This is a genomic window from Streptococcus taonis, from assembly GCF_029948085.1.
GTDB lineage: Bacteria > Bacillota > Bacilli > Lactobacillales > Streptococcaceae > Streptococcus > Streptococcus taonis.
Genome location: NZ_JARZZP010000019.1, coordinates 1 through 25,320 on the forward strand (window position 1 = coordinate 1; position 25,320 = coordinate 25,320).

The following is a 25,320-nucleotide window of genomic DNA, read 5'->3' on the forward strand; positions in this document are numbered from 1 at the left end:
CTTACCTCTATTATACGACTTTACACAAAGAAAAGCCCTTAGAAACTTGACTTCCAAGGACTTTGTCTTCAATCTGAAGCAACTAATTGTTGCTTAATTCCTTTTTGTTTTGGGCCAAACATTTTTGTTATTAAAATAATCCTATTTCTAAAATGGTAATAGTTTCTAAAGCCGTAGGCATTTCTTTTAAGCACTTTTATTTTATTGTTTATTCCTTCAATAGGGCCATTTGTTCTAGTTGGATACTCACAAGTATTTTGAATATATGGCAAGTAAGTCATAAGAGTCTTTAATACTCTTTTTAAACCAGGAGATAGGTCTAATTGCGTAGCTGCTTCAATCGTTTCCTTGAATTCTATATAATCTCTATCCTGTATACATTCACGAAGTGAATGTACAACCTCATAATCATTTTTAAGAGATGGATTTTTTTCTAAGATATAATCTACGATTCCTTTACTTGTTATGAAGCTTTCAAAAAGCTTATAACGATTATATTTATAGTTCTGAAGTTCATTAGAGTTCTTTAAAATTAACTTCCAATAATGTTTTAACTTTCGATATAATTTAGAGTCTTTATATCGATGCTTATTCATGACACGTACCCGAGTTCGATTTAATTCTCTATTTAAGGCTTGTACAATGTGAAAAGGATCAATGATAATTTTTGCGTTAGGAAACATTTCTTTTATTAATTGAATGTATGGCAAGTACATATCGATGGAGATAGTTTTCACCTTTAATCTAGTCTCAGGCTCAAAACGATAAAAATATTGTTTCAAACTGTAAGATTTTCTATCTCGTACAACATCGACCAACTTGTGTGTAGTGCTATCACAAATAATGAAGCTCATATTGCTATCGGAAGATTTGACGGATTTAAATTCATCAAAACACAAATGCTCAGGTAAATCGTGTAATGGTTTAATCTTTAGTAAACGTGTTGTATCATCTATGATACGTCTTACCGTATGAACTGAAACATTTGTTTCTTTTGCGATATAGGTTTCAGATACTGTTTCACTTATTTTTGATTTAATTTCGTTTTTTAAGCGTTTAGAGATATGACAGTGTTTTTCTACGATTCGACTAGTGTCTGCGGTAAATGAAGAGCCGCATTCTCTACAGAGAAATCTCTGCTTGCGTAGATTTAAGTAGGCCACTAGGCCTGAAACAGAACAGAGAGTGATACGAGATGTTTTCGTGCCGTTTTTAACGATATTATTATTTCGGCTAACACACCCACAAACGGTACAAAATTCTGGTTTATGCGTATAAGTAGCTGCATAAAATAAAGATTTTCTCTTTTTAAATATCTTCTCTTGAACTTTATTATCCCAAATAATGTTTTTATCTTTGATTTGTAGTGTAGCTTCTAGTATATTGTTCATATGGTCATCATCCTTTTGTTTTAGGTTTCAGCGCTTTTAATATAATGGATGTTGGCCTTTTTGTATACACTAAAATAGGGTTGGTGGAAAATTTCCATCAACCCTAAAAATTATAGAACCGTTCTTTTTATATCTCATTTATTCAGCCAAGGCACCCATTGGATCCCATGGTGCAAGGACGATTGGTTCTGCTTCATAGGCAGCTTGTTCTTCTGCTGTCAGCAATTCTTTACGTACAACGATTTGGTAAGTGTATTCGTCCATCCAAGCATCTGAGGCAACAAAGTAACCATCTGTACCTACTTTATCTCCCCATGAGTTTTCAACTTTCCACTTGACTGATTTACCGTTTTCGTCCAAATCAACACCTGTCAAGACCATAGCGTGGGTCATCAAGCTTTCGCTGTAGTCCAAACGTCCTGCCTTGTCTTGAGTGAGTTGGATATCCATGCTTGATTCAAAGTCATAAACATCTGTCGCAAGAATCCCTGCTTTACGGTTGCTGAGCTGACCGACATCTGAACCAAACCAAACAGTTTCTCCTGTTTGCATTTGAGCAATCGCCAATTCTTTCAAGCGTTCCATCGGTACGTTAATGTAGCGAACTGCACGGCTACCAACGACATTGCCCAACATCTCAACTGTGTAAGATTTACCATATGGTTTATCAGCAGTTGGAGCATTGATCACAGAAACATAGTCTTCAAGTGGAAGATCTACATATTTCTTGTAAAACTCTTGTGGAGTGATACCTTTTTCACTTTGGTAATTGTTATCCTTGTCACGATAAGCAAAGTCAAATTGACGTGGTGGAAGCCCTAATGACATGGCAAGGAAATTAAAGATTTCTTGCAAGAGGTCTTCTTTCTTAGCTTGAACAGTCGCTTGGTCAGCGCCAGAAGCCAAGAGGTTACGCAAGATTTGAGCATCTTGACGGAGCAATTTGTTAAGAATGGCATTGAGCTCACGACTATTGCTAGATGAAACTGACTCAGGATAAACAGACTTAGGTACGACACCGTATTTCTCAAAGAGAGAAACTACCATATCCCACTGACCACCATCTTGTTGAGGAGTTTGGAGTAGGAAGCTAACCTTACGGCTCGTCAATTCTTGGTCAGCAGTCGCAATGACTTGCTCCAAGAACCAGTTAGATTTTTCATACTTGTCCCAGAAGAAGGTGTGGGCTTGTGACAATTCAAAGTTTTCGAGTTTGTATTGAGAGATGAGTTTGTGGCGGAAAGTATTGAGGGCCGCAAACATCCAGCAACGACCAGAAGCCTTCTGGTTAGTGACCTTGTCCTTTGTCAAATCAAGTGAGAAAACAGGTGTGTTGTCTACATGGCTTTGACGACGCTCAAGGGCTGCAAAGATTCCATTGTGGCTAGCAGCATTTTCGATCGCTTGGTATTTAACATTTGCTTCATAGTTGGCAAATAATTTATCTGTAAATGATTCTTGAATCGCGTTCATAAAATCCTCCTTTTTATTCTACAGTCTATTATAACGCTTTTCACAAAGGAAGCAACCAAAAATCGAAAAAGGCAAGGATATTTTTCCTACCTTTTCCGATTATCCAGTTTATTGAACACTCTCAAGCAAGCCTTCTAGTTCTTCCTTGCTTAAGCGACGCCATTCCCCACGTTTCAAATCCTCATCCAAGGTCAAAGGTCCCATGGTCAGACGCTGCAAGTCCAACACTTCCTTGCCACAGTAGGCAACCATGCGTTTAACCTGGTGGAATTTCCCTTCAGCAATGGTCACTCGAACCAGGCTTTCTTCCTTTTCCGTATCAATAGACACAAGCTCCAGCTTGGCAGGCTGACAGGTAAAGTCCTTGAGGGGAATACCTTGCGCAAAGGCCTCTATGTCTGCATCTGTCATTATTCCCTTGACCTGCGCCAGATAAGTCTTATCCACATGACGTTTTGGTGAAAGTAGAGCATGAGCCAGCTTGCCATCATTGGTCAAGAGCAAGAGTCCATGCGTATCAATATCCAAGCGCCCTACTGGGAAAACTTCCTTGGCACGTGCATAGTCATCCAACAAATCCAACACTGTCTTGTGTTTTGGATCCTCAGTCGCTGAGATAACGCCCTGAGGTTTGTTCATCATGTAGTAGACAAACTCCTCGTACTCTAGCTTTTGCCCGTCAAAACAAATCTCGTCTGTCTCTTCATTGATTTGTAGCTTGGCAGATTTTTCCTTTTTACCATTGACCGTCACGCGCCCTGCCTTTAGAAAGTTTTTAACCTCAGTCCGACTCCCGACAGCGCAGGCAACTAAAAATTTATCTAATCTCATAAAGATATTATACCATGAAAAATATTAATCTTATACTCTTCGAAAATCAAATTCAAACCACGTCATCGTCCCCTTGCCGTACTCAAGTACAGCCTGCGGCTAGCTTCCTAGTTTGCTCTTTGATTTTCATTGAGTATTAGTACAAAAATAAGCCGCCTGATTGGGCGACTTTATTTTATAGGGAGATTATTATGAAAAATTTTTAGGAGTTAAAGTTAAGGTCTTCTTAACTTATGCTTATAGTATAAGCTAGATTCCTAAAAGTTTTCTTAAAATATTCTCCTAAAAGTTAAATTTCTTTAAATAATCACTTTTAAAGTCAATCATTCTCGCCAGAAATCAAAGCTTACGCAAAAGTTAAGGCCATAAAGAGGATAAGCATCACAAACAAGGCTAAGCTAACAAGCAAGGTTAAGACTTTAACAAGCGTATTACTTTGCCAATAACTTGGCTTTCCGATATTGCTGGTTGCATCAGTAGAAAAGATTTGAGTTTGCCTTGGTTGAATAGTCACAAGGAGGATTAAGGAAATAGCTAAAATAATGGTTAAAATTATCAATAATTCAGTCATTTAACTACCTCAAAAGCCCTATTAAAGTAAACAGCAAACCTATCAAAATAATCAATCCCAACAAGAAAGAGAATGTTTTACTGATTTTTTCACCACGTGTAGATTTTTCTTTTTTGATGGGTTCTTGTTTCATCTCTTCCATACGACCTTCAACATCCTGATAAAATAGATCTTTTTTAGTCATGGCTTTCTCCTAAAATGGTTTCCATCCGCTCCTGATACATGATTGGATCCACATAATTGGCATGGTAACCCTGTTCTCCAAGAGCTCGTCCCATCTCCTTAACGTTAGAAAGAGCTAATTCAATAGTTTGAATCATGCCGTCCACTGCTTCCTTAGCGAAAATATGACTTGGAGCTGTATAGCGACGGTTATGGGCAGTTTCTTCAAAAGCTAGGACCAGTTGGTTGTGTTCAAAGGCCTGTCGAACAGCCTGGAGCAATTCATTACCATAGTTGATATCCAAGTAGATATCTGATAACTGATAAAGGTCCTGAATCTTTTGAGGACTAGCATTTTGATAGAGTACGACATTGGGATAGCGGAGCATATCCAGCAACTTGGATGACATCTCTGTCACTGCCGCGATTCGGAAAGTGACCCTTGGTAAACTCTCCACCAATTTTTCAACTTGCTCTAGTTGATCCGAATTGGTCACTATTAGGGCATCAGGTCGAACAAAATTATCACGCTTAAAGTGATAATGATAGCCTAAGTGACTAAACTTATGATGGAATTTTGCATCCGTCAATTGCAGAGCGCGTTCATAAGTCGCATAATCTGGAATGATAATGGTCTTAGCACGAAGTTGGTCATTCTCCAAAATCAATTGCATATTTCCTGGTATATCATCATGTAGTGGTTCTTGCCAAACTAGAATATCCTGACCTGATTTGTCTGGGAAATGGAAGGAAGTCAAAAACGATGTAGATAGGGTATTAAAGAGAAGGTGGTCTAGATTCACTTTCAAACCTTGTAAGAAGTCTATGATAAAGGCCACTCGACCAGAAAAATGGCGCAAGCCTTGCCCTTCCAAGGTTAACAGAATATCACCTGTGACATGGTTTTCCAAAATAACTTCTTTTTGATCTACGTTCCGATAAGAAGTCATAATAGCTTGGCCAGAAGCATCAAAGGTCGTCTTAGCAAAGCAAGCTCCAAAACGATTGTAGTGATCTACTTGGAAGATGCGACCTGCTGGTGTTTTCCATTCGACTTTTTTCACCAAACGAGCCTGTAAACCAGCTGCAAAATGAATCACTGCTCGTTCTTGATTAAGGTCATTGATGGTTCCAAATTGATTATTCCCAGCAATCTCCCAAAAGTCTGGTACAGGAACTTGGTTAAAATACAAGGGTTTACCGCTATCATAACCCAAATAATAGGTGAAAGGTGAGACAACTCCATCTGGCAAAAATCCATCGGGTTCAATAACCACAGCCAAATCAGACAGTCCTGCTTCAGTCAGACTATAGTGCAAATCTTGGCTTTCTTGATTATATACATCAAATAACTGAATCATCCACTACCTCCTTGATTGTATTTTCCCATTTGTTCAAAATCTCTTGAGTCAAGAACTTCTCGGCTATCTGGTAGGATTTTTCTCTCATACTATCCAAACGATTTTCCAAATACAGTTGGCAGATTTTTTCTGCATAAGCTTTCTTGATTTCATCTTCGACATGGTCAGATGAACTTGGAATCAAGTAACCATTTTCACCATCTTCGATGAAGGTTTGATTTCCATAAGGAACATCAAAACCAATCAATGGCAAGCCTGAACCAATTGCTTCCATGAGAGTCAAACCAAATCCTTCACTGGTAGAAGCAGTTAGATAAACTTCATACTGTGAATAGATTTGGGAAAGTTCTGCATGGCCCTTGAGTTTAATATACTCTTCTGCCTGACCTGCAGCGATAATCTCATGAAAACGTCCTTCTTCACCACCACTACCGTAGATATCAAAGGTTAATTCTGGCAATTCCCTATGAGCCTCAATCACAGCCTTGACAAGCCAATCAATGTGTTTTTCCTTGGCTAGACGCGAAGCTGTAATAAGAGAAAATGGTTTACGACTCTTTTGTGGTTTTGTTAATTGGTCAACACTTCCAACTGGAATGGTCACAATCTTAGGAGCATGTGTGGTATAGTGAGCAAACTGTTGCTCTAAAACTTCCTTTTGACGATCCGTTGAAACGATAAAGAGATCTACCTTATCTGCATTGGTAAACTGGTAGTCATAATAGTTGTTCCAAAGGATATAATCATCATTGGTCGCATTTTCACTGTAATGCTCCGCATGAACAACTACCGCTAGATGCGCCGCTTGCGCTTCCTCAAAAACAACCTGACCAATCCCTGTCTCACGATCTAAAATTACTAGATCTGATTTACTTAACCCAAGTGTCTGCATGAAATAACGGAGCAAGGCGGGTTTCCCGTATAAGATTCGATCCTTGAAACGGTAGACTTCCTCGGTCCCTTGATTCATGAACATCTCATAAGCTGGAGTCCCATCTTCATTGTAGAAGGTTCTTTGGTAGAGTGTCGCTACATTATCTTTAGGAGCAAAATACTCTGTGCAGTAGCGTGTGTAAGAGAAGTAATCCTTGCGGATTAACTTACCAGCATACACATACTCCACATGTTGGACAAAATCTTTTTCCTCATCTACCAAATAACAAGTGATAAACTTGTCCTCATCTGAGAAGAAGATTCGTTCAATTTTCCCATTTCGTTCACGACGGCTTTCTACACCTTCAAAGTAAGCCAAAACATCATCTACCGTCACACTGGTCGGTGCAATCTTGATGTCTGTGAAGTGAGTGTAAAGCCAGATGACCTGATCATCATCAAAACCGATATTTGCGGTTAAGTGCTGGATATTATCACCCAAAATCATGTCTGTAAAGATAAACTTTGACGGCAGATTTAGGCTGCGAAAAATACCTGCACGGTAAGCTTGGGCATATTCAACACCACTGCTGGCCCAGCCGATTCCTAAATTTATATTGTAAATTGTCATATTGTCCCCTTTTTATGGAAAATAAGCCATAATTTCCCCATCAGGTGAAATGTCTACTCGACTCAATAGAAGATTTCGAACCATATCCTTCTTGACCTGCCTTTTCATCTCTTCAAATCCATGATAGGCTTCTTGGTAATACTCGACAATAGGATTCTTTTGAGCAGCTGATTGCCCACCAATCGCTAGACTCAATTGTTGAAGGGAGTCCACCTGTTCTACCCAGTTATCATCTATGGCCTTTAACAAGGCTAAACGCTGAAAATCTGAAAAGAAGTCATGAGTTTCCAGAATCGTTCGTTTCTCTTGTAGACTTTTTTGGATGGTTGTCTCTAAAACTCGTCTAATGGCTTCCTTATCTGTCATATCCAACTCGCGAGGAACTGCATGATAAAGAAAACTGATATTTTTAACGATAAAATGATAGAGTTCCTCTCTACTTTCAAATGCTTCTTCTGACAAGCTTTTTTTTATGAATTCATCTAGTACATCCACAACAAAACCATCTAGATCCTCGGTACCATCAATCAAACGATTTCTTTGACTATAGACCATCTCTCTTTGGATATTCATACTCTCAGCATACTCTAAGGTTTGCCTTCTTGATGATCTAGCAGCGCTATCGCTTGCCTTCTGCGCTTTTTCTACTAATTTCCGATAGCGTCTTCCTTCTAAAAGTTCTGGGCTTATCTGTTTATTTACTGTATAGTCCTTATACATCTTATGGACCCAAGAAGGTCCATACTTCTTGATCACATCATCTTCCAGTGAGACAAAAAATTTCGACAAGCCAGGATCTCCCTGTCGACCAGAACGTCCTCTAATCTGTAAGTCAATACGTTTACTATCCATCCGTTCTGTACCAATGACAACTAGACCACCCAGTTCAGCAACTCCTGGACCAAGCTTAATATCAGTCCCACGGCCAGCCATAGAAGTCGCAACTGTCACGGCTCCCATACGACCTGACTCTGCAATCATCTGAGCTTCACGCGCTGCATTATGGGCATTTAAAACGTTATGAGCAATTCCTTCACGTAATAATAGAGAGGAGTAGAGTTCCGACATTTCTACCGATCCAACAAAAATCAATAAAGGATTACCCTTTTCATGATAATATTTAATCTCAGCAAGCGATGCATACACTTTCTCAGGTAGGGTAACATAGAGATTGTCTGGATAATCAATTCGCTGATTCGGACGATTTGTAGGGATTCGAATGACTGACATGCCATAAGTTTCTAAAAACTCTTTCTCTGCAACCTTTCCTGTCCCAGTCATTCCAGAGATTTTTTTAAACTTCTTAAATAAGCTTTGGTAGGTAATGGAAGCCATCGCCCGTGTTTCTTCAGACAAGGGAACATGCTCTTTTGCCTCAATGGCTTGGTGTAAACCACCCTGTAATTTGGTCATTTCTAATAAACGACCTGTACTTTGATCTACCAATACGAGTTCTTCCTCTTTCTCACCCTTACGGATGATATAGTCTTTATCCCTTTTAAATAAGGTATGAGCTCGTAAAGCAAAGGTCAGGTGTCTTGCTAGTACGCCATGTTCTTCGGAATAGAGGTTATCAATACCTAAAAAACTCTCCGCAGTTTGAGCGCCCTTAGTAGTAAGCCAGACTTCTTTTTTTTCTTCTTTAAAGATATAGTCCTGACCCTCAACTAGAGTTGTCATCAAGGTGTCAATAATTCCATAAAAATTGGACTGTACCCTAGGTGAACCTGAAATGACCAAGGGAGTTTGAGCACTATCCAGCAAGACTGAATCTACCTCATCTATGATAACAAAGTTAAATTCCGGCATGTACTTTTTATCTTCACTGGATGCTAGATTATCAATCAAATAATCAAAACCAAGCCCGCTATGAGTAGTATAGATGATATCTGAGTTATAAATTTCCCGCTTATCTTCAGGCGTTAACTCTTCATCATCGTCTTCAGAAAAGGGAATGCGAATGGTCAAACCTAAGAACTCATAGACTTGTCCCATCTCCTCTGCATCACGCTTAGCAAGATAGTCGTTAGTCGTCACCAGCATAACACCTTTTCCCGATAAGGCATTGAGATAAACTGGCATCGTAGCGGTCAATGTTTTACCTTCACCTGTATTCATCTCCGCAACATTCCCTTGGTGGATGACAATCCCACCCATGACCTGTACATCATAGGGAAACATTCCTAGGATCCGCTTATCGGCTTCACGTACAACTGCAAATGCTTCCACTAAAAGATCGTCTAAGCTTTCTCCAGCAGCAATTCTATCTTTAAATTCTTGAGTTTTACCTGCTAATTCATCATCTGTTAGCGAGGCCATCTCTTCTTTTTTTAGATTGATTTGATGCAAGATTTTTTTCACCTTGCTCAATTGTCTATTCTTGTTCCACATCTTGCTCAGAATCGTCCTCTTCTATTGAAAATGAATGAAAGTCAACTGCTTGAAATCCTGCACTCAACAGCTGTACTCTGTAATGATAGGCTTCTTCTGGATAGGTAAAGGTGAAATCCAAGTCTTTTTCAATCACTTGACCAACCTGCTTATCATAACGATCCATAAAGATGAGCCTAAAGTATAAACCATTTTGAGGTTGCACAGTCATACGACTAGACAAACGGTAACGATATCCCCTTTTTAAAAGAGGTAAGGTTGGGGTTAAGCGATTTCCTTGAAAGTTAAAACTTGAGGTCCACTCATGAATCATAGTACCAGAATTCACCATATCATTTTCCAGATAAACATGGTCTCTTGAATAATAGAGGACAATAGAACCAAACAAAAATGTATTTTGCCTCGTATCACCTAAACTAGCTCCCTTAAATTCTCCCCAATATATTTCTTTATTCCGTTTGATCATCATTAAAACTTTCTCCCAAAATCCTGCTCTAAAATCATCTTATAAAAATTCTTGAACCAAGCAGCACTAGTAGTACTATCGTCATTGTGGCGGCCTGAGGTCCCCTTGACCATAATACGAGCCCCCGTATGATAAAGGGCTGCTACTAAATCATCATAGGCATGCGGATCGTAGTCTTCCTCTTTCATATAAGAGAGCCCAAAGATTGTTTGACTAAAATCTGCTTCTTTAAAAGGAGTCCAAAAACGGTCATCTAAGGCTCTCATAGCATCTAAGCTAGCCTCTCCCTTAGAATGATGACGTAAGATATCAAAAGCAGTTGGGAAAATCCCAGGTGCCTCAAGTCGGCCTCTCTCTGCTATCAAGCCCAGATTGGTCAAGGGTTTTGAAACAATCACAGCTTTAGGTTCAAAGAAAGAGCTGTAATACATAGCACCATAGGTCCCCATAGACATGCCCGAAAGGATTAGTTCCTTATTTGAGAATCCTAACAAATCCAAATGTTCTTGAATGACATTTCGAACACCATTTTCAAGACAGTCATCACCCAGATAGAAAGCCCCTCCATCGATTCGAGGATCTTGAAAGAGAAGGAAAGGTGCTCCAAAGGATCTCATCATTCCAAACCCCTCAAATCCTTCTGCTCGTCGATAACCAGAAAAGTAGATATTCAAAGGAGGCTTAAAGTCTCCTGGATAGAAAAAGTAATTGATCTCCTCACGCTTGTCATTATGGATGATACCTCCACCAAGAACATATTTACCAAACTGGTAGCGCGTTAAACGCTGGTGAAGGGCTCCTATTTTCAGATGTCCTGCTCCTCTAGCTTCTAAAGAAACACTGATAAATGAAGAAAAATCATCATCCAGTACCAAGGCAGACTGCATATCTTCAACAGTGAAAACTCGCTCTTTGACAAAATTAGCAGTAGATCCATCTTGAATATTTCGAACGATCAGGCGAATATCACAAGTCCAATCTTTCTCATATTCGAGCCAGAGTTCAACTGGGTTAAATTCGCTAGCTCGGATATTATACTTCCAACTAATTAAAGGGCGAAAGTCTTGACCATACTTTCCTAGGAGTTCTAGATTTTCATAACCGTTATATCGAACCTTTCCCTTAAAAGCAGGATTGACAATCATATCAATTGGAACTAACTTATCCCCATACTGCCCTCTAAACAGGGCTTTAGATAGGAGTCTCAAAAGTTCTACTGGGTTTGAAAAATCTGTTGCTTGAGCACAAGTTTTTTTCAAGAAGTCTTGAAGATCTTTTGATTGAGGCTCAGCTGTATCAGGGTAGAAAATCGTATAAGGAGTAATCTTTCTCATCAACGGAATCAAATCCGATAAGTGCTCAGGATTTTCAACCAAAACAGCTGAAAAAGTTCTTAAGCCTTCCATTTTCATGACCTTCTTTATGGCAGTCATTGATCTCGGCCAAAAGAAGTGCCACTCCATATTTTCAGGAAGCTCATAGTCATGGCTCCAGTTTCTGCTACCTATCTGCAAAATCTGTAATTTATTGCTCACTTTTTGCCTCCTCTAACCATTTTTCCCACTTATCTACAAATTGATCACCTGTATTTTGTCGAATCTTATCAATTGAGTAAATTAAGGCTTGATTCCAATGTTTCAGGGTATCTAAAAAGTAGTGTCCTGCCTTACTAAACTCTGATAAATCTGATAGAATATAACCATTTTGTAAGTGAGTCACATATTCTGACTCTTGTAAGTTGATTTGAGGAATTCCTGCACTAATCCCTGCAATCTGTGTGTAAATATTAGCGACTGGATTCAAATCAACAATTAAACGAGTATATTCTAACTCCCGAATTAAGCCCATCTCATCATTTAGATTGATAATCTTAAAGCGATAATCATCTCTGGTATTTTCCTCTAATGTATTTTCCGCATCAGATACCACAGTATCCTTTAACAGCTCCCTTGGGTTAAGACGTTCCATAATCAGCGAATCAAGTTGCTTCTGCAAAGCTTCTATTTGATAACCTTCTGCATTAAATACTGAAAAAACAACCTCAGTCAAGGGATTTTCCGAAACAAAATGCAAAACTTCATACAAGACTTCTGGATCTTGTTGCACCTATATATCTAATTGGACATAAATTTTTGATTCCTTTAACCGTTGACTAAGACCTAACTTCAAGCGCGTATCAAAAGATGGTAAATGGTGCATTTTAGAAGCAAATTGGGGATAAGCCTCTTGTAATCGCTCAAGAAAATCTTTCCGATCACTAATCAACAATCTAGACTGTTCTACTAGCTGACGATGAGCTTGTAAATCATCTGCTTGATTTCTTTCAATAAAGAAACTTATAATTTTTGGAGCTTCTTCTGGCAACCTTTCTAGCAATTGATCTTGAAACTTGGTATTAGCTGCCAAAACAAATGAATCTCCAACCTCATAGTCTTGATTTAAAAATGTTGCTAAGAATTCCCAGATAACCTCATCTATACTGTCATAAACTAATTTTCCAAAACGATAACTTACTGCTGGATTGATCTTTACAATTGGCTTTTCGCCCTGCAAATTTTCCCTAAGTTGCCACTGGCCTTTTGCATTGTAATAATAGCGAGTAGCTGGCTTCTGATCCTTAAACTCTACAAGACTAGATAAAAAGCCTCGATCATCAAAATAGCAAATAAAATCAACTTGGTCATCCTTAAAATACGTGATGTAGCTGATAAAGCCTTCTGAACCATATTCAATTTCAGCATAGAGTTCTCCTTGTTGCTTAACTACAACTACAAAAGGAGTATAGATAAAATCACAATCTTCATCCCATGCTAAATCCTTTAATTGTAAAGGATGCATCTCCTCAGCTTCAATATTTTGAATAGCATCAAAAACGGAGAAAACATCAGACTCCAATAAATCTTGTCTGTGTAACAAATAGCGTAGATGAGGATGATAAGTCAACCATAGCATCTTAGATTCTAATTCTTGGCGTTTAAAGATACGAATTTGGTGTAAGATATCATCAAATTCTAAGCGATAAGGAGTTCTATACCAAGGCACAATACTAGCTTGCCAAGATGGATTGTTACGCTCCAAAAAAGGAATGAAATAATACATATATTCTCCTCACAATTATGAATCAATTTCTAAGAGTGGTCTATAATTCTCATTTAAGGTCAAGGCGTCAATTTCTTCCTTGATATTAAACACCATTCCATTAAAAATCAAAAATAAACCTGGAAGCATACTTAGTTGCATATAGCGTGGATCATATAATACAATCAACATTGGTAATCCTGCCATAAGAACAGTATAGGTCGAACCAATTACTGCAAAACGTAAGATCAGCCAATTGATATAACGACTTGTTTCTTCTCCTGGATATATATTATAGATATACTCTCCAGATTTTTTCATCTTCTCAGCGATTTCTTCTCCATTCATATTAACAAAAGAGAAAGCAAGTCCCAATATAAATAAAACAACAATATAAGTGAAGATCCAAATTGGCTGACCAATTGCAAAGCGGCTAATCCACTCTCCAATCCACGATTCTTTCGGTAAAACCATCTGAAGAAGCAACAAGCTATATTGTGGGATGGATACCAAGGACATGGCATACATAAAAGGCATTCCTCCAGCTGGGTTTAGCAAAATATCCAAATAAGAATAACGCTTAAAACGATTATGAATCATAATCTTATTAACAGGAATTCTATAACGTGCTCGCTGAACTCTGACTACAATTGCTAAAAATACGATGGAAAGTATTAGAAGAGCCATAATCAATACAGGACTAACCTGTAATTCTTTTATACTATTTAGGATGTTTTGTGGCATACTAATAACCATGCTGGACATTAAGATAACTATAGAACCCCCTATCCCAAACAAAGAATTCAGATCCGATAACCAAACCAAGAAAAAGGTACCCGCGATCAAGAGTAGAACATTCATTGTCAATACCAGTCCATAATTAACCCCTGACTGAATAGGGAGATTAAGAGTAATAGCTAATGCTTGGATTAAAGCAATAACAAACGTTAGAATCATTTTCCCACGATCTTGAATTTCAATTGGTAAATTTTGAAAACCTAGTTTCTTAGACATACTAAACATCTGCCATAAAATCATCGCCGACATCCATGGAGATAGTCCAACTGAAAATAAGGAAAGACTCCGAAGGTTGCCACCTGTCATAGCAGTAGAAAATGCTAAGAAAGCAGCAGTTCCACCCAAAAAACTCGTGTCATTAACGTTTACAAAGGGAAGGGTCAATCTACTTCCTAGAACATAAATGAACAAGAAAGAAATCGTCCACAGGACCCGTTTCACGACAACTGATGTCAATTTTATCTTCAATTTTTTCTCCTACTTATTCGATTGATGGGATATTTTGATAAACATAGCTGAATCTATAAATTAATCCTTTGCCAATAATGGCATTCCCTCATCCTAATGGATGAGGGCGATCCATAACTATCATGTTCTAGATATCCAAAACCTGCATCACTGCATCAATCAATAATTTTTTTGTAAAGTAGCCTTGTTTCAAGGCATAACTAACTTTGTATACATTTTCAACCATCTGTTGATAAGTTTCTGCTGTAGTTTCTTCTACAAGACGACTGGCTTCTTCCAAACTATCTACTACATAACCTAAGCCTTTTTCCTTTATGAAACTGGCATTTGAGAGATAGGATGGCACTACTACTGGAATTCCAGCAGCAAGATAGGTGCTAACTTTATGAGAGATATTCAAGCGATAGTAGTCTGCTTCATCCACTGGATTTTCACTTGTTCCCCATACTAAGCCAAAACCACCCTCTGACAAAGCAAAAAGCAACTCTGGATCTGTTTTCCAGCCTTTAAAAGAAACACTTGGATTATGATTTTCCTGATTAGACTCGGAAAAAATATCGAGAGGTGTTGTATGAGTCCAGTTGGATATGTGTTCAAAGCGCTCCACACTACCTGCAAAAGATAGTTTTTTCTGAAAAACTGGTTGTCTCAAAGGATATTCATGAACATGATCCCACATACCTTGAATCATAATTTTTTGAACCGTTAATCCTTCCTGAATCAGACGTTCCTTCATTTTTTCTGATGGAACAATTACTAGATCCGATTGGTTGTACATCTCAATGTACTCAGGCATCAAATAATAATTTGATGGAAACATGAGAGGTGGTACGTCATGGATAAAGGTAATGATTTTCGTGTTTAAAATCTTACATTTCCTGATAAAGGCCTGGTCATACTCCCTACCATTCCATGTAGGAGATTGATAAACAACGATATCCCCATAACCCAGCTTAGCTAAAACGCCATCTAAACGGCTATTCAACTCGCCTTGACTATCACTATAGATATTGTAAAAGTAAAAGCTAAGCTCGTGAAAGTCTAACTTTTTTGCAATTTTAACGGTTTCATTCTGGGCGATCAAGGCTGTACTCTGACCAGACATACCGTAAATATTTGTAATATTAATTTTCATTTTGAATCTCTAATTTAGTATTTTTTAAAACAAACCACTCACAGACTTAAAGTTCCTTCAAAAAATCGACCATAGCCTGAGGATTATCCTGAGGAAATACTTGATCTACATGATAAGGATTGGCCACATTATCAAACGCTAAAATTGTTTTCTTAGCTTCTTGCACCCATTCTAAAACATCAGGAAATTTAAACTCATGATTGATATCCAGATAAACATCACATTCTTCAATCATTTTCCTGCACATCCACCTCATAACAGTTGGATGCAACTTAATGTTCTCATAACTGGCTAGACTTCTGAGAATTTCTCCCATATCCGTAAAAGTTAAAATATGAATATCATACTCAGGTAAATGTTTAATCAGATAATCAATTTGTTCTAATTGCTGACTGCCTGTAATGATCAATGCTTGATATTTAGCTTTTTTCACGACAAGTTCTTCTTGACTATTTATTTGAGACCACTCTAGTTGATTATATTTCCACCAAACTTCACGTAGGCGACCTACCGAATAAGTATTCCAAGGTTTATCGGCAGACAAATAATGAACAATCGCTGGTAATGGAGTCAAAGGCAATTCAAAAATAAAATATTGCCCCCGACTATCAGCCAACTGATCATATCCAATCTGAAAATTATAGGTATCATCTAATAATACATAATTTTCTCCCATCACTAGATTGAGAACTGTTTGATCAGCTTCAAGTAAGTGTTCATGTTCTCTTTCAGTAATGTTAATGAGTTCCTGCTGGATTCCCTTATCCTTCCAATACGCATTATTGATCAGTAACACTCCTGCATTAAATCTGTCTTCTAAACCATATATGATTTTTGCAGCAGCTAGAGGTTTATTGGTTAAATCAATAGAAAATAGATCTGTCAAATCACGTGTAACTACTAAGTCACAATCTAAATATAAAACAATATCTTCTGACACAAAACTCGGTATAAAATAACGAGCAAAGGTCATAAAGTTTATGTGCTGTCCAACAGGTGGTAGACTCCAATTTCGCATATCACCTCCAAACAGCTTGATATCAACTATCTCACTATTTCGGTATGCCATTTTTTCCCTGACGGAGACAAACCACTCTTGGGGAATATCCTGATTAAAAATATAAATCTTGACATCACTATTGTGATAGCAAATAGATTTTAAGGTAGTTTCGATTTGACGAATATAACCGTAATCTCCTGCTAACACAAATACTTTTTTATTCATTCACTACTCCTTGACTATAGCTTCACGATGATAGATGCATCATAAGCCGCATCGGCAACTAGCTGAATTTCTTGATCAAAATTATGCTCTGCGGTATGCTTGTGTGAGAATTTCACTTTTGAAGCTGCTCCCATCTTAAACCACTCATATTCGGAATCAATATGACCTAAATCAATCGCTTGTATGCCTTTTTTGCTTAAGTGATACGCTAAAACCTTGGCTGTAGGTCCAAGCATCAAGAATACTAATTTACCAGCCGCATGCTTTTCAATCGCTTCTTGAATAGCCTCAACTTTACTGTAGGCATTTCTAGAAGGGCAGATGATCCGCTCAACTGACTGAGCATTGTCAAAAAGATCGTTGCCAACTCCTGAACGTGAGTTTTCACCTTCGACGATCAAGATATCTCGTTTATCCCAAAGTTTCTTTAATTTTTCAAAGTGGGCTACCGAAGCAGACTTATCTTTGAGATCCATATAAGGACGAGATATAAAAGTAGAACCATAGAAACTTGCTGTACAAAATCTATGATAGGCTTCTTTATAATGCTCTAAATGCTTTTGCCAAAAGTTAACAGCTTCAGGATTATAGCGTTCCAAGCCTTCAAAAACATCTGAGAGACAGACCAGTAATTCTGGAGAGCTTTCTAGTTGGATCATACTTCTAAGCTGTTCTGCCAATGTCTCATCGTAGTCTTGATAAGGAATCCCATGTCCCATCATAATATCCATTTCTCCATCTCCATAACGAATAACGGAAGAATGGTGTTCTAGTATATAATCAAGACTCTGCTGGATATCTAGTACCTTTGGGTAGGCTTGCAGCTTTTTTACAGGCAACTCTCCATTTTGGCAATAGTTTTCAATAGCTAGAACCATCTCCTCAGGATGTGCTTGGTCATAAAGAAACTGACCTTGTTCACCATGGGCTACACTTTCAAAAGCAAATACTGGTTTTCCAGCTTGTCGGAAACGCCCAATGATCCCATCAACTTCGGATTCAGCATTGATGTCCAGTAAAAAGTCACAGCCTTCAACCAAGCTATCAATCAAAGCTGGTTGCCCAGCAATATCTGACAAGACAGAGACATTTGGGTAGGCTAGTAGAGCTGTAATACTATCCGCCACCATAACGGGAGCCGCCACATAAAACTTGACATCTGGTAGATGTTCAATCAAGTAGCCCATATTTCTCAAGTCACTTGAGAAGGTATAGACTAGGGCTGAATGTTGAACCCCTGTGTATTGACTCACCTGATCTTTTGTCAGACAAGGCGTTACCTGACTCATATCAGACCAATCTTGGGCATTATAATACCACCAAACATCTCGATAGATGGAGCGTTCATACAGTCCCCATGGTTTTCTCTCTGTCAAATAATGAATAATCGGTGGATAAGTCCCAGGTTCTGGTCGATAATCTGAGAAATGTGTGTGCAAGGTAATACAGTTATATTTAAAGTCCAAAGCCAACCAACGATCTTTAAATAAGAGATTCAAGATACTTTGATCATCTTGAGCAACCTTATCATGCAACTCATTAGTCATTTCAATCAACTGCTTGCGAACTTCTTCTTGCTTCCAAAGGCGATTATTAATGAGCAAGACACCTGCGTTGAATCCATGCTCATTAAAATATACTTGAGCCCCCAGATCCTTGACTGCTGCCAATGGATACTCTCCCAGTTCGACATCAAATAGGGGACTTAAGTCTCTTGTGACAACCAAATCACAGTCCAGATATAAGACCTTATCTTCCTCAACAAAATCAGAAATAAAGTAACGTAAAAATGTTGCATAGTGAATGTTAGTCTTATATTGGCTGATATGGAAGCTATTGACACGGGCATTAACGATTTCACAGTCTAACTTCTTTAATTTACGATTGAGATTGAAAAACCATTCTGTCGGAAAATCGCTGTTAATCAAATAAAAACGTAGCCCTCGATTATGACAGCAGATGGATTTGATTGTCGTTAATACCTTATCTGCATATTGGTAGTTGGCTCCGAGTACAATTGCCTTCATGTCCATTTTATCTTTCTTTAACCCTTTAATTGCTTCTATCATTGGCTGTGGTGACTGAGAGGAAACAACTATTTGTTCCAATTGATTTTTGTTGGTCACATCAAAAGTCAATACTGGTCTACCTGCACTGGTATAGCGATTGACGATAAAGTCCATCGAACTTCCCTTATGAATATCCAGATAGGCGTCTGACTTCTCAATCATTTCATCAATCACTGCCCCAACCATGCTGGGATACAAGTAAACATTTGGATATTTGTCCAAAGCCATTAGAATTGGACCCATATCTGTATAGGCACCAATATGGAATCCAACATCAGGAAGAGCTTGGGCTAGTTCATCAATATACAGAAAATCCTGCGAATCTGTGAATGTAAATAGATTGACATTATGAAGGTCATAAACTCTCTTGATGGTAAAACGCCCTACATAATGGTCAGCAATCTGTTCATAACTAACATCCCGAAATGCCCACCATAAGTCTCGATAACGATAGCCCATCAGAGTAGACCATGGTTTTCGATAGGTCGTATAATGGATGATCAAAGGTTCTTTATCCAACTCAAAGTGTGAATCCCAGTGGCTATAAAAAGCAATGACATCATGACCAACTTGAAGATTAAAATGCTTATCTAACTCTAGCCAATGATTTTCAAACATCAAATTTAATATAGTCTGATCACCATTAAATCTATCATTGGCTGCAAAATCAGGTGAAGATACGTAATCAATTGTTTTATTTATTAATTTCGTAGTAATATCATATTGTTTCCATTTAGAATTATCAATTAATAACATTCCTGCATTGAAGCCAACACCATCTACATCTCGAACAGCAGCAAGATACTTATCACCCAAATCAATATCAAAGAGTAAATCAAGACTACCATTAATAATCAAATCACTATCCAGATAGAGTACTCTCTCCTCTTCAATATAATGTGGAATGAAATAGCGAGCATACGTAATCGCTGAAATATGTTCCTGGGTTTTCCACTCAGAATCAATCTCTTCATCTATACGAATGTCTTCTACAACACTTCCCAATTTCTCCACTTGTACCTTGAGATCATTGAACCAGTCACTAGGAATATTTTGATGGAGAATATAAATTTTAACATTTTGATTGTAATATAGAATAGATTTTATTGTTGTAAGTATCGGGATAAGGTAATTCTTATCTCCCGCAAGAACAACTGCCCTTCTTTCTTCCAAAATATCAAGCCCCATTATCTAATCTCCACTTTCATCATTCGCTAGTTGATGACGAATGCTATTAATCATACTCTCTTTATCCTCTAAACTAAAAACTCGAACGTTTTTATCTCTTCTATGGACAACTGTTTCAAAAGAAAATACCGGTTTTCCTATCTCTAAAGCACGACCTACAATATTATCAACCTCTCCCCAATGATTGATATCTAAGTAAATATCTGCTCTATTTAATAAATCTTCGAGAATATCATCATGATGCACATTAGTATAAATAGTTACGTTCTCGTAATGATTAAAGCTTTCTAGATAGTCTGAGACATTTGTTTTAGCAGCTATATGAAATGCAACTTCAGGAAGTTCTTGTACAAGATAGTCTAAATGTTCTAAAGTATCTGATGCTGTTAAAGTAAAGGCGTGAAACTGATGCTGTTGTCTAGGAGTGATTTTTAAATCCTCTTGAGCAGTAACAACAGAATTAGCTGGGATATCTTTATAAATTAAAGCATTTGCCCCAATGATAACATTATCTCCAATGGTAACACCTTTTAAAATAACAACGTTAGTTCCAATCCAACAATTTTTCCCTATAGTTATCTTATCAGCTTTAAACTGAACTTTTTCAATATGGTAATTAGAGTATTTATGGTTGCGATCAAAAATTCTCACACCATCACCAAACATAGTATCCTTACCAATTTCAATCTCTTTGCCACAACGAATCGTACAATGATCGTTAAAGAAAACTCTATTTCCTAGTGTCAGCTTAGCATTGTTAGACACTTCTAGACTTACAAATGAGCGAAATGTAACATCTGTTCCTAGTTCAATGCTACTAGTAGGAGAAATCTCTATATGATGAAAATCTCCTAATAACTTTACAGAATCTTTAAAATCCATGTTTATCTTCCACTTCTCTTATTTTATTAATCATTTCTTGAACTTGTTCTACTTTATAGATTATCTGTCCAACTTCAGAATATTTTGTATTTTCAAAGGCAAGAATAGGCTTCCCTAATTTTGCAAACTGCTCCATTATTTCTTCATTTTTTTCACCATGATTAATATCTAAAAGAACTTGACTTATCTCAATCAATTCTTGCTCAAGCTCTGATAAATCATTAAATTCAGACAAAATAGTCACGTTGGGATCAACTATCCTCTTAGTCAATTGATCACTAACTTTGACGCTAGCTACAATTATAAATTGAATCTCCGGTAAAGCTTGAACTAGAGGACTCTAATTGCTCAATACGATCCGAAAAAGTATAAATTAAACAAGTAACAGGTAGTTTTTGAGGATAGATATGAGTCTTTTTAAGCGTATGTAAATGGTAGTTTTGACCCAATTCTGTCCATTCAAGATTATGATAATACCACCAAACATTGCGATAAGCTTGAATACCCAAATTATCCCACGGTTTTCTATTCGAAGGATAATGAATAATACCTGGATAGTCTTGAGATTTTGGTAGTTTATAATCTGTAAATTGCTTATGACTCACAATATAATGATTATCAAAATCCAACTCTAGCCACTTATTTTCAAAAAGTTTATTCAAAACAAGTTGGTCCACCTGATCCGCCTTGTCATGCAGTTTATCAGTTAAATCCATTAATCGTTGAGTCATACTTTCTTGTTTCCAAACAAGATTGTTGATTAGTAATACACCTACATTAAATATTTCTTGATCATAGTACACTTTTCTGCCATAATCACGCACCGCAGCTAATGGATAATCTTGTAGATCTATTTCAAATAAGTCATCTAGATTTTTCGTAACAAGTACATCATAATCCAAATAAAGTGCCTTATCTTCTTCTACAAAATCAGATATACAATAGAGCAGAGAGGCTACATAACTAATATCTGTTTTAAAACGTGATATTTGATCAGATGTTACTCGACAATTGATAATTTCCGAATCAAAGTCCCTTAATCGACCATTCAATTGTATGAACCACTCTTTTGGAAAATCCCTATTGATAATATAAAAACGAACTGAACGATTATGGTAGCAAATAGATTTTATGGTTGTCACAACCTGATCGAGATTCGAAAAATCAGCTGCCAGTACGACGGCTTTTTTGTCTTCTTTACTCTGAGGAAGAAGTCTATCCAATAACATCTTTTTCTCTTTTATGTAGTTTAATTCGTGAGAATTAGCTAAACCTCTATTGTAAGCTTCAGAACTGATATAATCCAAACTCATTTTGTATGCTCGCCTATGCTCCGAAAGTGGATATCCTAACGTTGCCAATAAAGATAATCTCTCTTCAATTATATAAATGGCATCTCTAATCCATTCATCTGTCCAAGTATTGGACAAACTTCCCTCACGCACTCTATATATAGGCTGATTTATTAACATAAACAACTTTTTCAGAATCTAATAAGGCCTTCAAATTAAATAATGCATCTTCTCCAATTCTATTAATTGGAAAACGCAAATTCGCTATTATTTCTTTTTTATAAATTTTCCCCCAGGGTACAATCAAAGCAGACTTTAACAATTCTTTAGAGTCGTATAAACAAGGTATTATAGACTTATTATCATATACTTTTTCATAATAGTCAGTAGAGATGTGGAAATAAAAAACTGAATTAGACTCATTAAAACTAGTATAATTTCCAACTACAATATCTGCTTGATATTCTATCACTTTCTCATATAAAAACTTAATATAGTTTGGTTCTACCCAATCATCGGAATCAACAAAGGTAACATACGTTCCTGTCATTCGATCCAGACCAGCATTTCGCGTATCAGATACACCACTGTTTTCTTTTTCTATATAGATGATACGATCATCCTGTTTTTCATATTCCTGACAGATTTGTCCCGAGTTATCTGTAGAACCATCATTTATAATGATAATTTCCAAATTTTGATATGTTTGTTCCAAAATACTATCTAAACATTTCTGTAAGTATTTTTCAGCATTATAAACTGGAACAATGACACTAATTAATTCCTTTCCCATACAATCCCACTCCTAATTTTTTTTTCATATCTCTCATACTTTTTTTATGATAAAGACAATGAAAAAGACAACTTCTGCCACCCAATTTATATTGGATATTATAGAAGTTACTTTATACATAGATAGTTATTACATACATTTAATTTTCAACCGCAATATAAACTGAAACTAACTGCCATCGTTTTTCATATCGTGGAAACAACACATATCAACTTAAAGAAGTAGTTATAGAACTTCCTTATGACGATAATCTCTAAGTAATTGAAACAGATTTCTATCATAAATCCTTTATATCTCGATTATCACTTTATATCATCTTTAAACCAAAATCATTATTTCTATGGTTTTATTTCAACTAATATTTAATAATCTAATTCTCCTGAGATTTTTCTTATATCATAAAAAGCAATAAATGTTCTAAACAATACAAAGATTTTAAAATGAAAAACTCTACTATATATTATACCATTTTTATGCACTTTCATAAAGTGAGATAACCCTAAGAACCTTATTTTTTCTAACTCTGGCAAAGAATATTGAATTTCAATTGCTTTACGAATAGACAAAAGTTCAATTAGTGGCTCTATAATTTCTGTAGTGGGTAAATCCCCTATGGATCTTATGGAGCCTATTTTTGTGTAGAAAAAAAGTCCCATAAGATCTATAATGAAAAGCAACAAAACAACTCATTAGAAAGATCCATATGGAACAATTACATTTTATCACAAAACTCCTTGATATTAAAGACCCAAACATCAAGATTCTAGACAAGCTTTTGAGCTATTCAGAAGACTTGAAACACCACTACAATGTCTATCAGCTCTTACTTTTTCACTTTCAGAATAAGGAACCAGACAATTTTTTCGGACTTATTGAGGACAATCTAAAGCAGGATCATCCTATTTTTCAGACTGTCTTTCAGACTGTCTTTAAGACATTTCTCAAGGACAAAGAGAAAATAGTCAACGCCCTTCAATTACCCTATTCCAACGCAAAATTGGAAGCGACCAATAATCTCATCAAACTTATCAAACGAAATGCCTTTGGTTTTAGAAACTTTGACAACTTTAAGAAACGAATTTTCATCGCTCTGAATATAAAAATGGAGAGGACAACGATTGTCCTCTCCAGATGTTAGCTTTTTATTCAACCCACTACAGTTAACAAACATACTAAGATTAGTAGTGAGAAAATCTCCGACGGGAGAGAGTACTCACTACTTTTTCTTTATGTTAAAGTAGAGGTGTCTTGTAAAGTCGTAGGGCTCTTGGGCGCTAGACGTCGCTTGACAAACTGGCAAGAGCCTATTTTAAAACTAAAAAACCTGAAAGTTATATCTTTCAGGTTTTTTGATCGAATTAATCAACTAATAGAATCGTTAGAAGATTTATTCTTCATCATCACGTTTACGACGTTTAGCTACTAAACCTAATCCTGTTAGACCTGCTACAACTCCAAGGAGAGCATTTGTAGCTGAAGCCGTTGTTCCAGTATTTGGAAGTTGCTTACGAGTCTTAGTTGTATTAGTTTGAGCAGATTGACTAGTTGAAGTCGAATGAATCATGGACGCGCTTGTGCTTGCTGACTCAGATGCTGATGTTGACGCGCTTGTGCTTGCTGACTCAGATGCTGATGTCGATGCACTTGTTGATGCTGACTCAGATGCTGATGTTGATGCGCTTGTGCTTGCTGACTCAGAGGCTGATGTTGACGCACTTGTTGATGCTGATTCAGATGCTGATGTCGATGCACTTGTTGACGCTGACTCAGATGCTGATGTGCTTGCACTTGTTGACGCTGACTCAGATGCTGATGTCGATGCACTTGTTGACGCTGATTCAGATGCTGATGTCGATGCACTTGTTGATGCTGATTCAGACGCTGATGTCGATGCACTTGTTGATGCTGATTCAGACGCTGATGTCGATGCACTTGTTGATGCTGATTCAGACGCTGATGTAGATGCACTTGTTGATGCTGATTCAGATGCTGAGGTTGATGCACTTGTTGACGCTGACTCAGATGCTGATGTGATGCCTTGTGCTTGCTGATCAGAGCTGATGTGAGCACTTGTTGACGCTGACTCAGATGCTGATGTTGATGCGCTTGTGCTTGCTGATTCAGATGCTGATGTGCTTGCACTTGTTGATGCTGATTCAGATGCTGATGTGCTTGCACTTGTTGATGCTGACTCAGATGCTGATGTTGATGCGCTTGTGCTTGCTGATTCAGATGCTGATGT

17 protein-coding genes and 3 pseudogenes are annotated in these 25,320 nt (G+C 37.3%); 1 reads left to right on the plus strand and 19 read right to left on the minus strand.

Annotated elements, in window-relative coordinates; genetic code table 11:
• Positions 1–68: 68 nt before the first annotated feature.
• The 18 genes and pseudogenes from QEZ38_RS09085 to QEZ38_RS09170 form a co-directional block, all read right to left on the minus strand.
• Positions 69–1,391 (minus strand): ISL3 family transposase, encoded by a 1,323-nt coding sequence (locus tag QEZ38_RS09085; RefSeq protein WP_281335716.1) that lies wholly within the window; start codon positions 1,389–1,391, stop codon positions 69–71.
• A 138-nt stretch (positions 1,392–1,529) separates the two neighbouring features.
• Complete coding sequence (gene pepC, locus QEZ38_RS09090) at positions 1,530–2,864, minus strand: aminopeptidase C (RefSeq protein WP_281335717.1); 1,335 nt, start codon at positions 2,862–2,864, stop codon at positions 1,530–1,532.
• A gap of 108 nt (positions 2,865–2,972) precedes the next feature.
• Positions 2,973–3,695, minus strand: a complete 723-nt coding sequence (locus tag QEZ38_RS09095; protein WP_281335718.1) for a pseudouridine synthase — start codon at positions 3,693–3,695, stop codon at positions 2,973–2,975.
• A 346-nt stretch (positions 3,696–4,041) separates the two neighbouring features.
• The gene (asp5, locus tag QEZ38_RS09100) at positions 4,042–4,266 is read right to left on the minus strand and encodes an accessory Sec system protein Asp5 (protein WP_153225670.1); all 225 of its coding nucleotides are present in this window, start codon (positions 4,264–4,266) and stop codon (positions 4,042–4,044) included.
• 4 nt (positions 4,267–4,270) lie between these two features.
• Positions 4,271–4,450, minus strand: coding sequence for an accessory Sec system protein Asp4 (asp4, locus tag QEZ38_RS09105; RefSeq protein WP_075230876.1), 180 nt, complete (start codon positions 4,448–4,450; stop codon positions 4,271–4,273).
• Positions 4,443–5,789: an accessory Sec system glycosylation chaperone GtfB gene (gene gtfB / locus QEZ38_RS09110; RefSeq protein ID WP_281335719.1), complete on the minus strand. Its 1,347-nt coding sequence runs from the start codon at positions 5,787–5,789 to the stop codon at positions 4,443–4,445. Before gtfB ends, asp4 begins: the two co-directional genes overlap by 8 nt.
• A complete protein-coding gene (gene gtfA / locus QEZ38_RS09115) occupies positions 5,773–7,293 on the minus strand; it encodes an accessory Sec system glycosyltransferase GtfA (protein ID WP_281335720.1) in 1,521 nt (506 codons plus the stop codon). The genes gtfB and gtfA overlap by 17 nt, the downstream gene beginning before the upstream one ends.
• Positions 7,294–7,305: 12 nt before the next feature.
• Positions 7,306–9,684 (minus strand): accessory Sec system translocase SecA2, encoded by a 2,379-nt coding sequence (gene secA2, locus QEZ38_RS09120; protein ID WP_281335721.1) that lies wholly within the window; start codon positions 9,682–9,684, stop codon positions 7,306–7,308.
• Complete coding sequence (gene asp3 / locus QEZ38_RS09125) at positions 9,668–10,153, minus strand: accessory Sec system protein Asp3 (protein WP_248035018.1); 486 nt, start codon at positions 10,151–10,153, stop codon at positions 9,668–9,670. Before asp3 ends, secA2 begins: the two co-directional genes overlap by 17 nt.
• Positions 10,153–11,685 carry an accessory Sec system protein Asp2 gene (gene asp2 / locus QEZ38_RS09130; protein WP_281335722.1) on the minus strand — a complete coding sequence of 511 codons (1,533 nt, stop codon included), beginning with the start codon at positions 11,683–11,685 and terminating at the stop codon, positions 10,153–10,155. The genes asp3 and asp2 overlap by 1 nt, the downstream gene beginning before the upstream one ends.
• A pseudogene (gene asp1, locus QEZ38_RS09135) lies at positions 11,675–13,249 on the minus strand (accessory Sec system protein Asp1). Before asp1 ends, asp2 begins: the two are co-directional and overlap by 11 nt.
• A 15-nt stretch (positions 13,250–13,264) precedes the next feature.
• A complete protein-coding gene (gene secY2 / locus QEZ38_RS09140; protein ID WP_281335723.1) occupies positions 13,265–14,494 on the minus strand; it encodes an accessory Sec system protein translocase subunit SecY2 in 1,230 nt (409 codons plus the stop codon).
• 127 nt (positions 14,495–14,621) lie between these two features.
• Positions 14,622–15,629 (minus strand): sugar transferase, encoded by a 1,008-nt coding sequence (locus tag QEZ38_RS09145; RefSeq protein WP_281335724.1) that lies wholly within the window; start codon positions 15,627–15,629, stop codon positions 14,622–14,624.
• A gap of 46 nt (positions 15,630–15,675) precedes the next feature.
• Entirely contained in the window at positions 15,676–16,854 is a 1,179-nt protein-coding gene (locus QEZ38_RS09150; RefSeq protein WP_281335725.1) for a glycosyltransferase family 8 protein, read from the minus strand.
• Positions 16,855–16,868: 14 nt separating this feature from the next.
• Positions 16,869–20,111: an SP_1767 family glycosyltransferase gene (locus QEZ38_RS09155; RefSeq protein ID WP_281335726.1), complete on the minus strand. Its 3,243-nt coding sequence runs from the start codon at positions 20,109–20,111 to the stop codon at positions 16,869–16,871.
• A 3-nt stretch (positions 20,112–20,114) separates the two neighbouring features.
• Positions 20,115–20,993, minus strand: coding sequence for a DapH/DapD/GlmU-related protein (locus QEZ38_RS09160; RefSeq protein WP_281335727.1), 879 nt, complete (start codon positions 20,991–20,993; stop codon positions 20,115–20,117).
• Positions 20,983–23,078 (minus strand): annotated as a pseudogene (locus tag QEZ38_RS09165) (glycosyltransferase). Before QEZ38_RS09165 ends, QEZ38_RS09160 begins: the two are co-directional and overlap by 11 nt.
• A gap of 362 nt (positions 23,079–23,440) precedes the next feature.
• A complete protein-coding gene (locus QEZ38_RS09170) occupies positions 23,441–23,755 on the minus strand; it encodes a hypothetical protein (RefSeq protein WP_281335728.1) in 315 nt (104 codons plus the stop codon).
• 74 nt (positions 23,756–23,829) lie between these two features.
• Between QEZ38_RS09170 and QEZ38_RS09175 the strand changes: the two are divergent.
• A pseudogene (locus QEZ38_RS09175) lies at positions 23,830–24,216 on the plus strand (transposase); the annotation flags it as partial.
• Positions 24,217–24,465: 249 nt separating this feature from the next.
• Here QEZ38_RS09175 and QEZ38_RS09180 read toward each other — a convergent pair.
• A partial coding sequence (locus QEZ38_RS09180; protein WP_281335729.1) for an LPXTG cell wall anchor domain-containing protein occupies positions 24,466–25,320 on the minus strand: 855 nt, incomplete at its 5' end.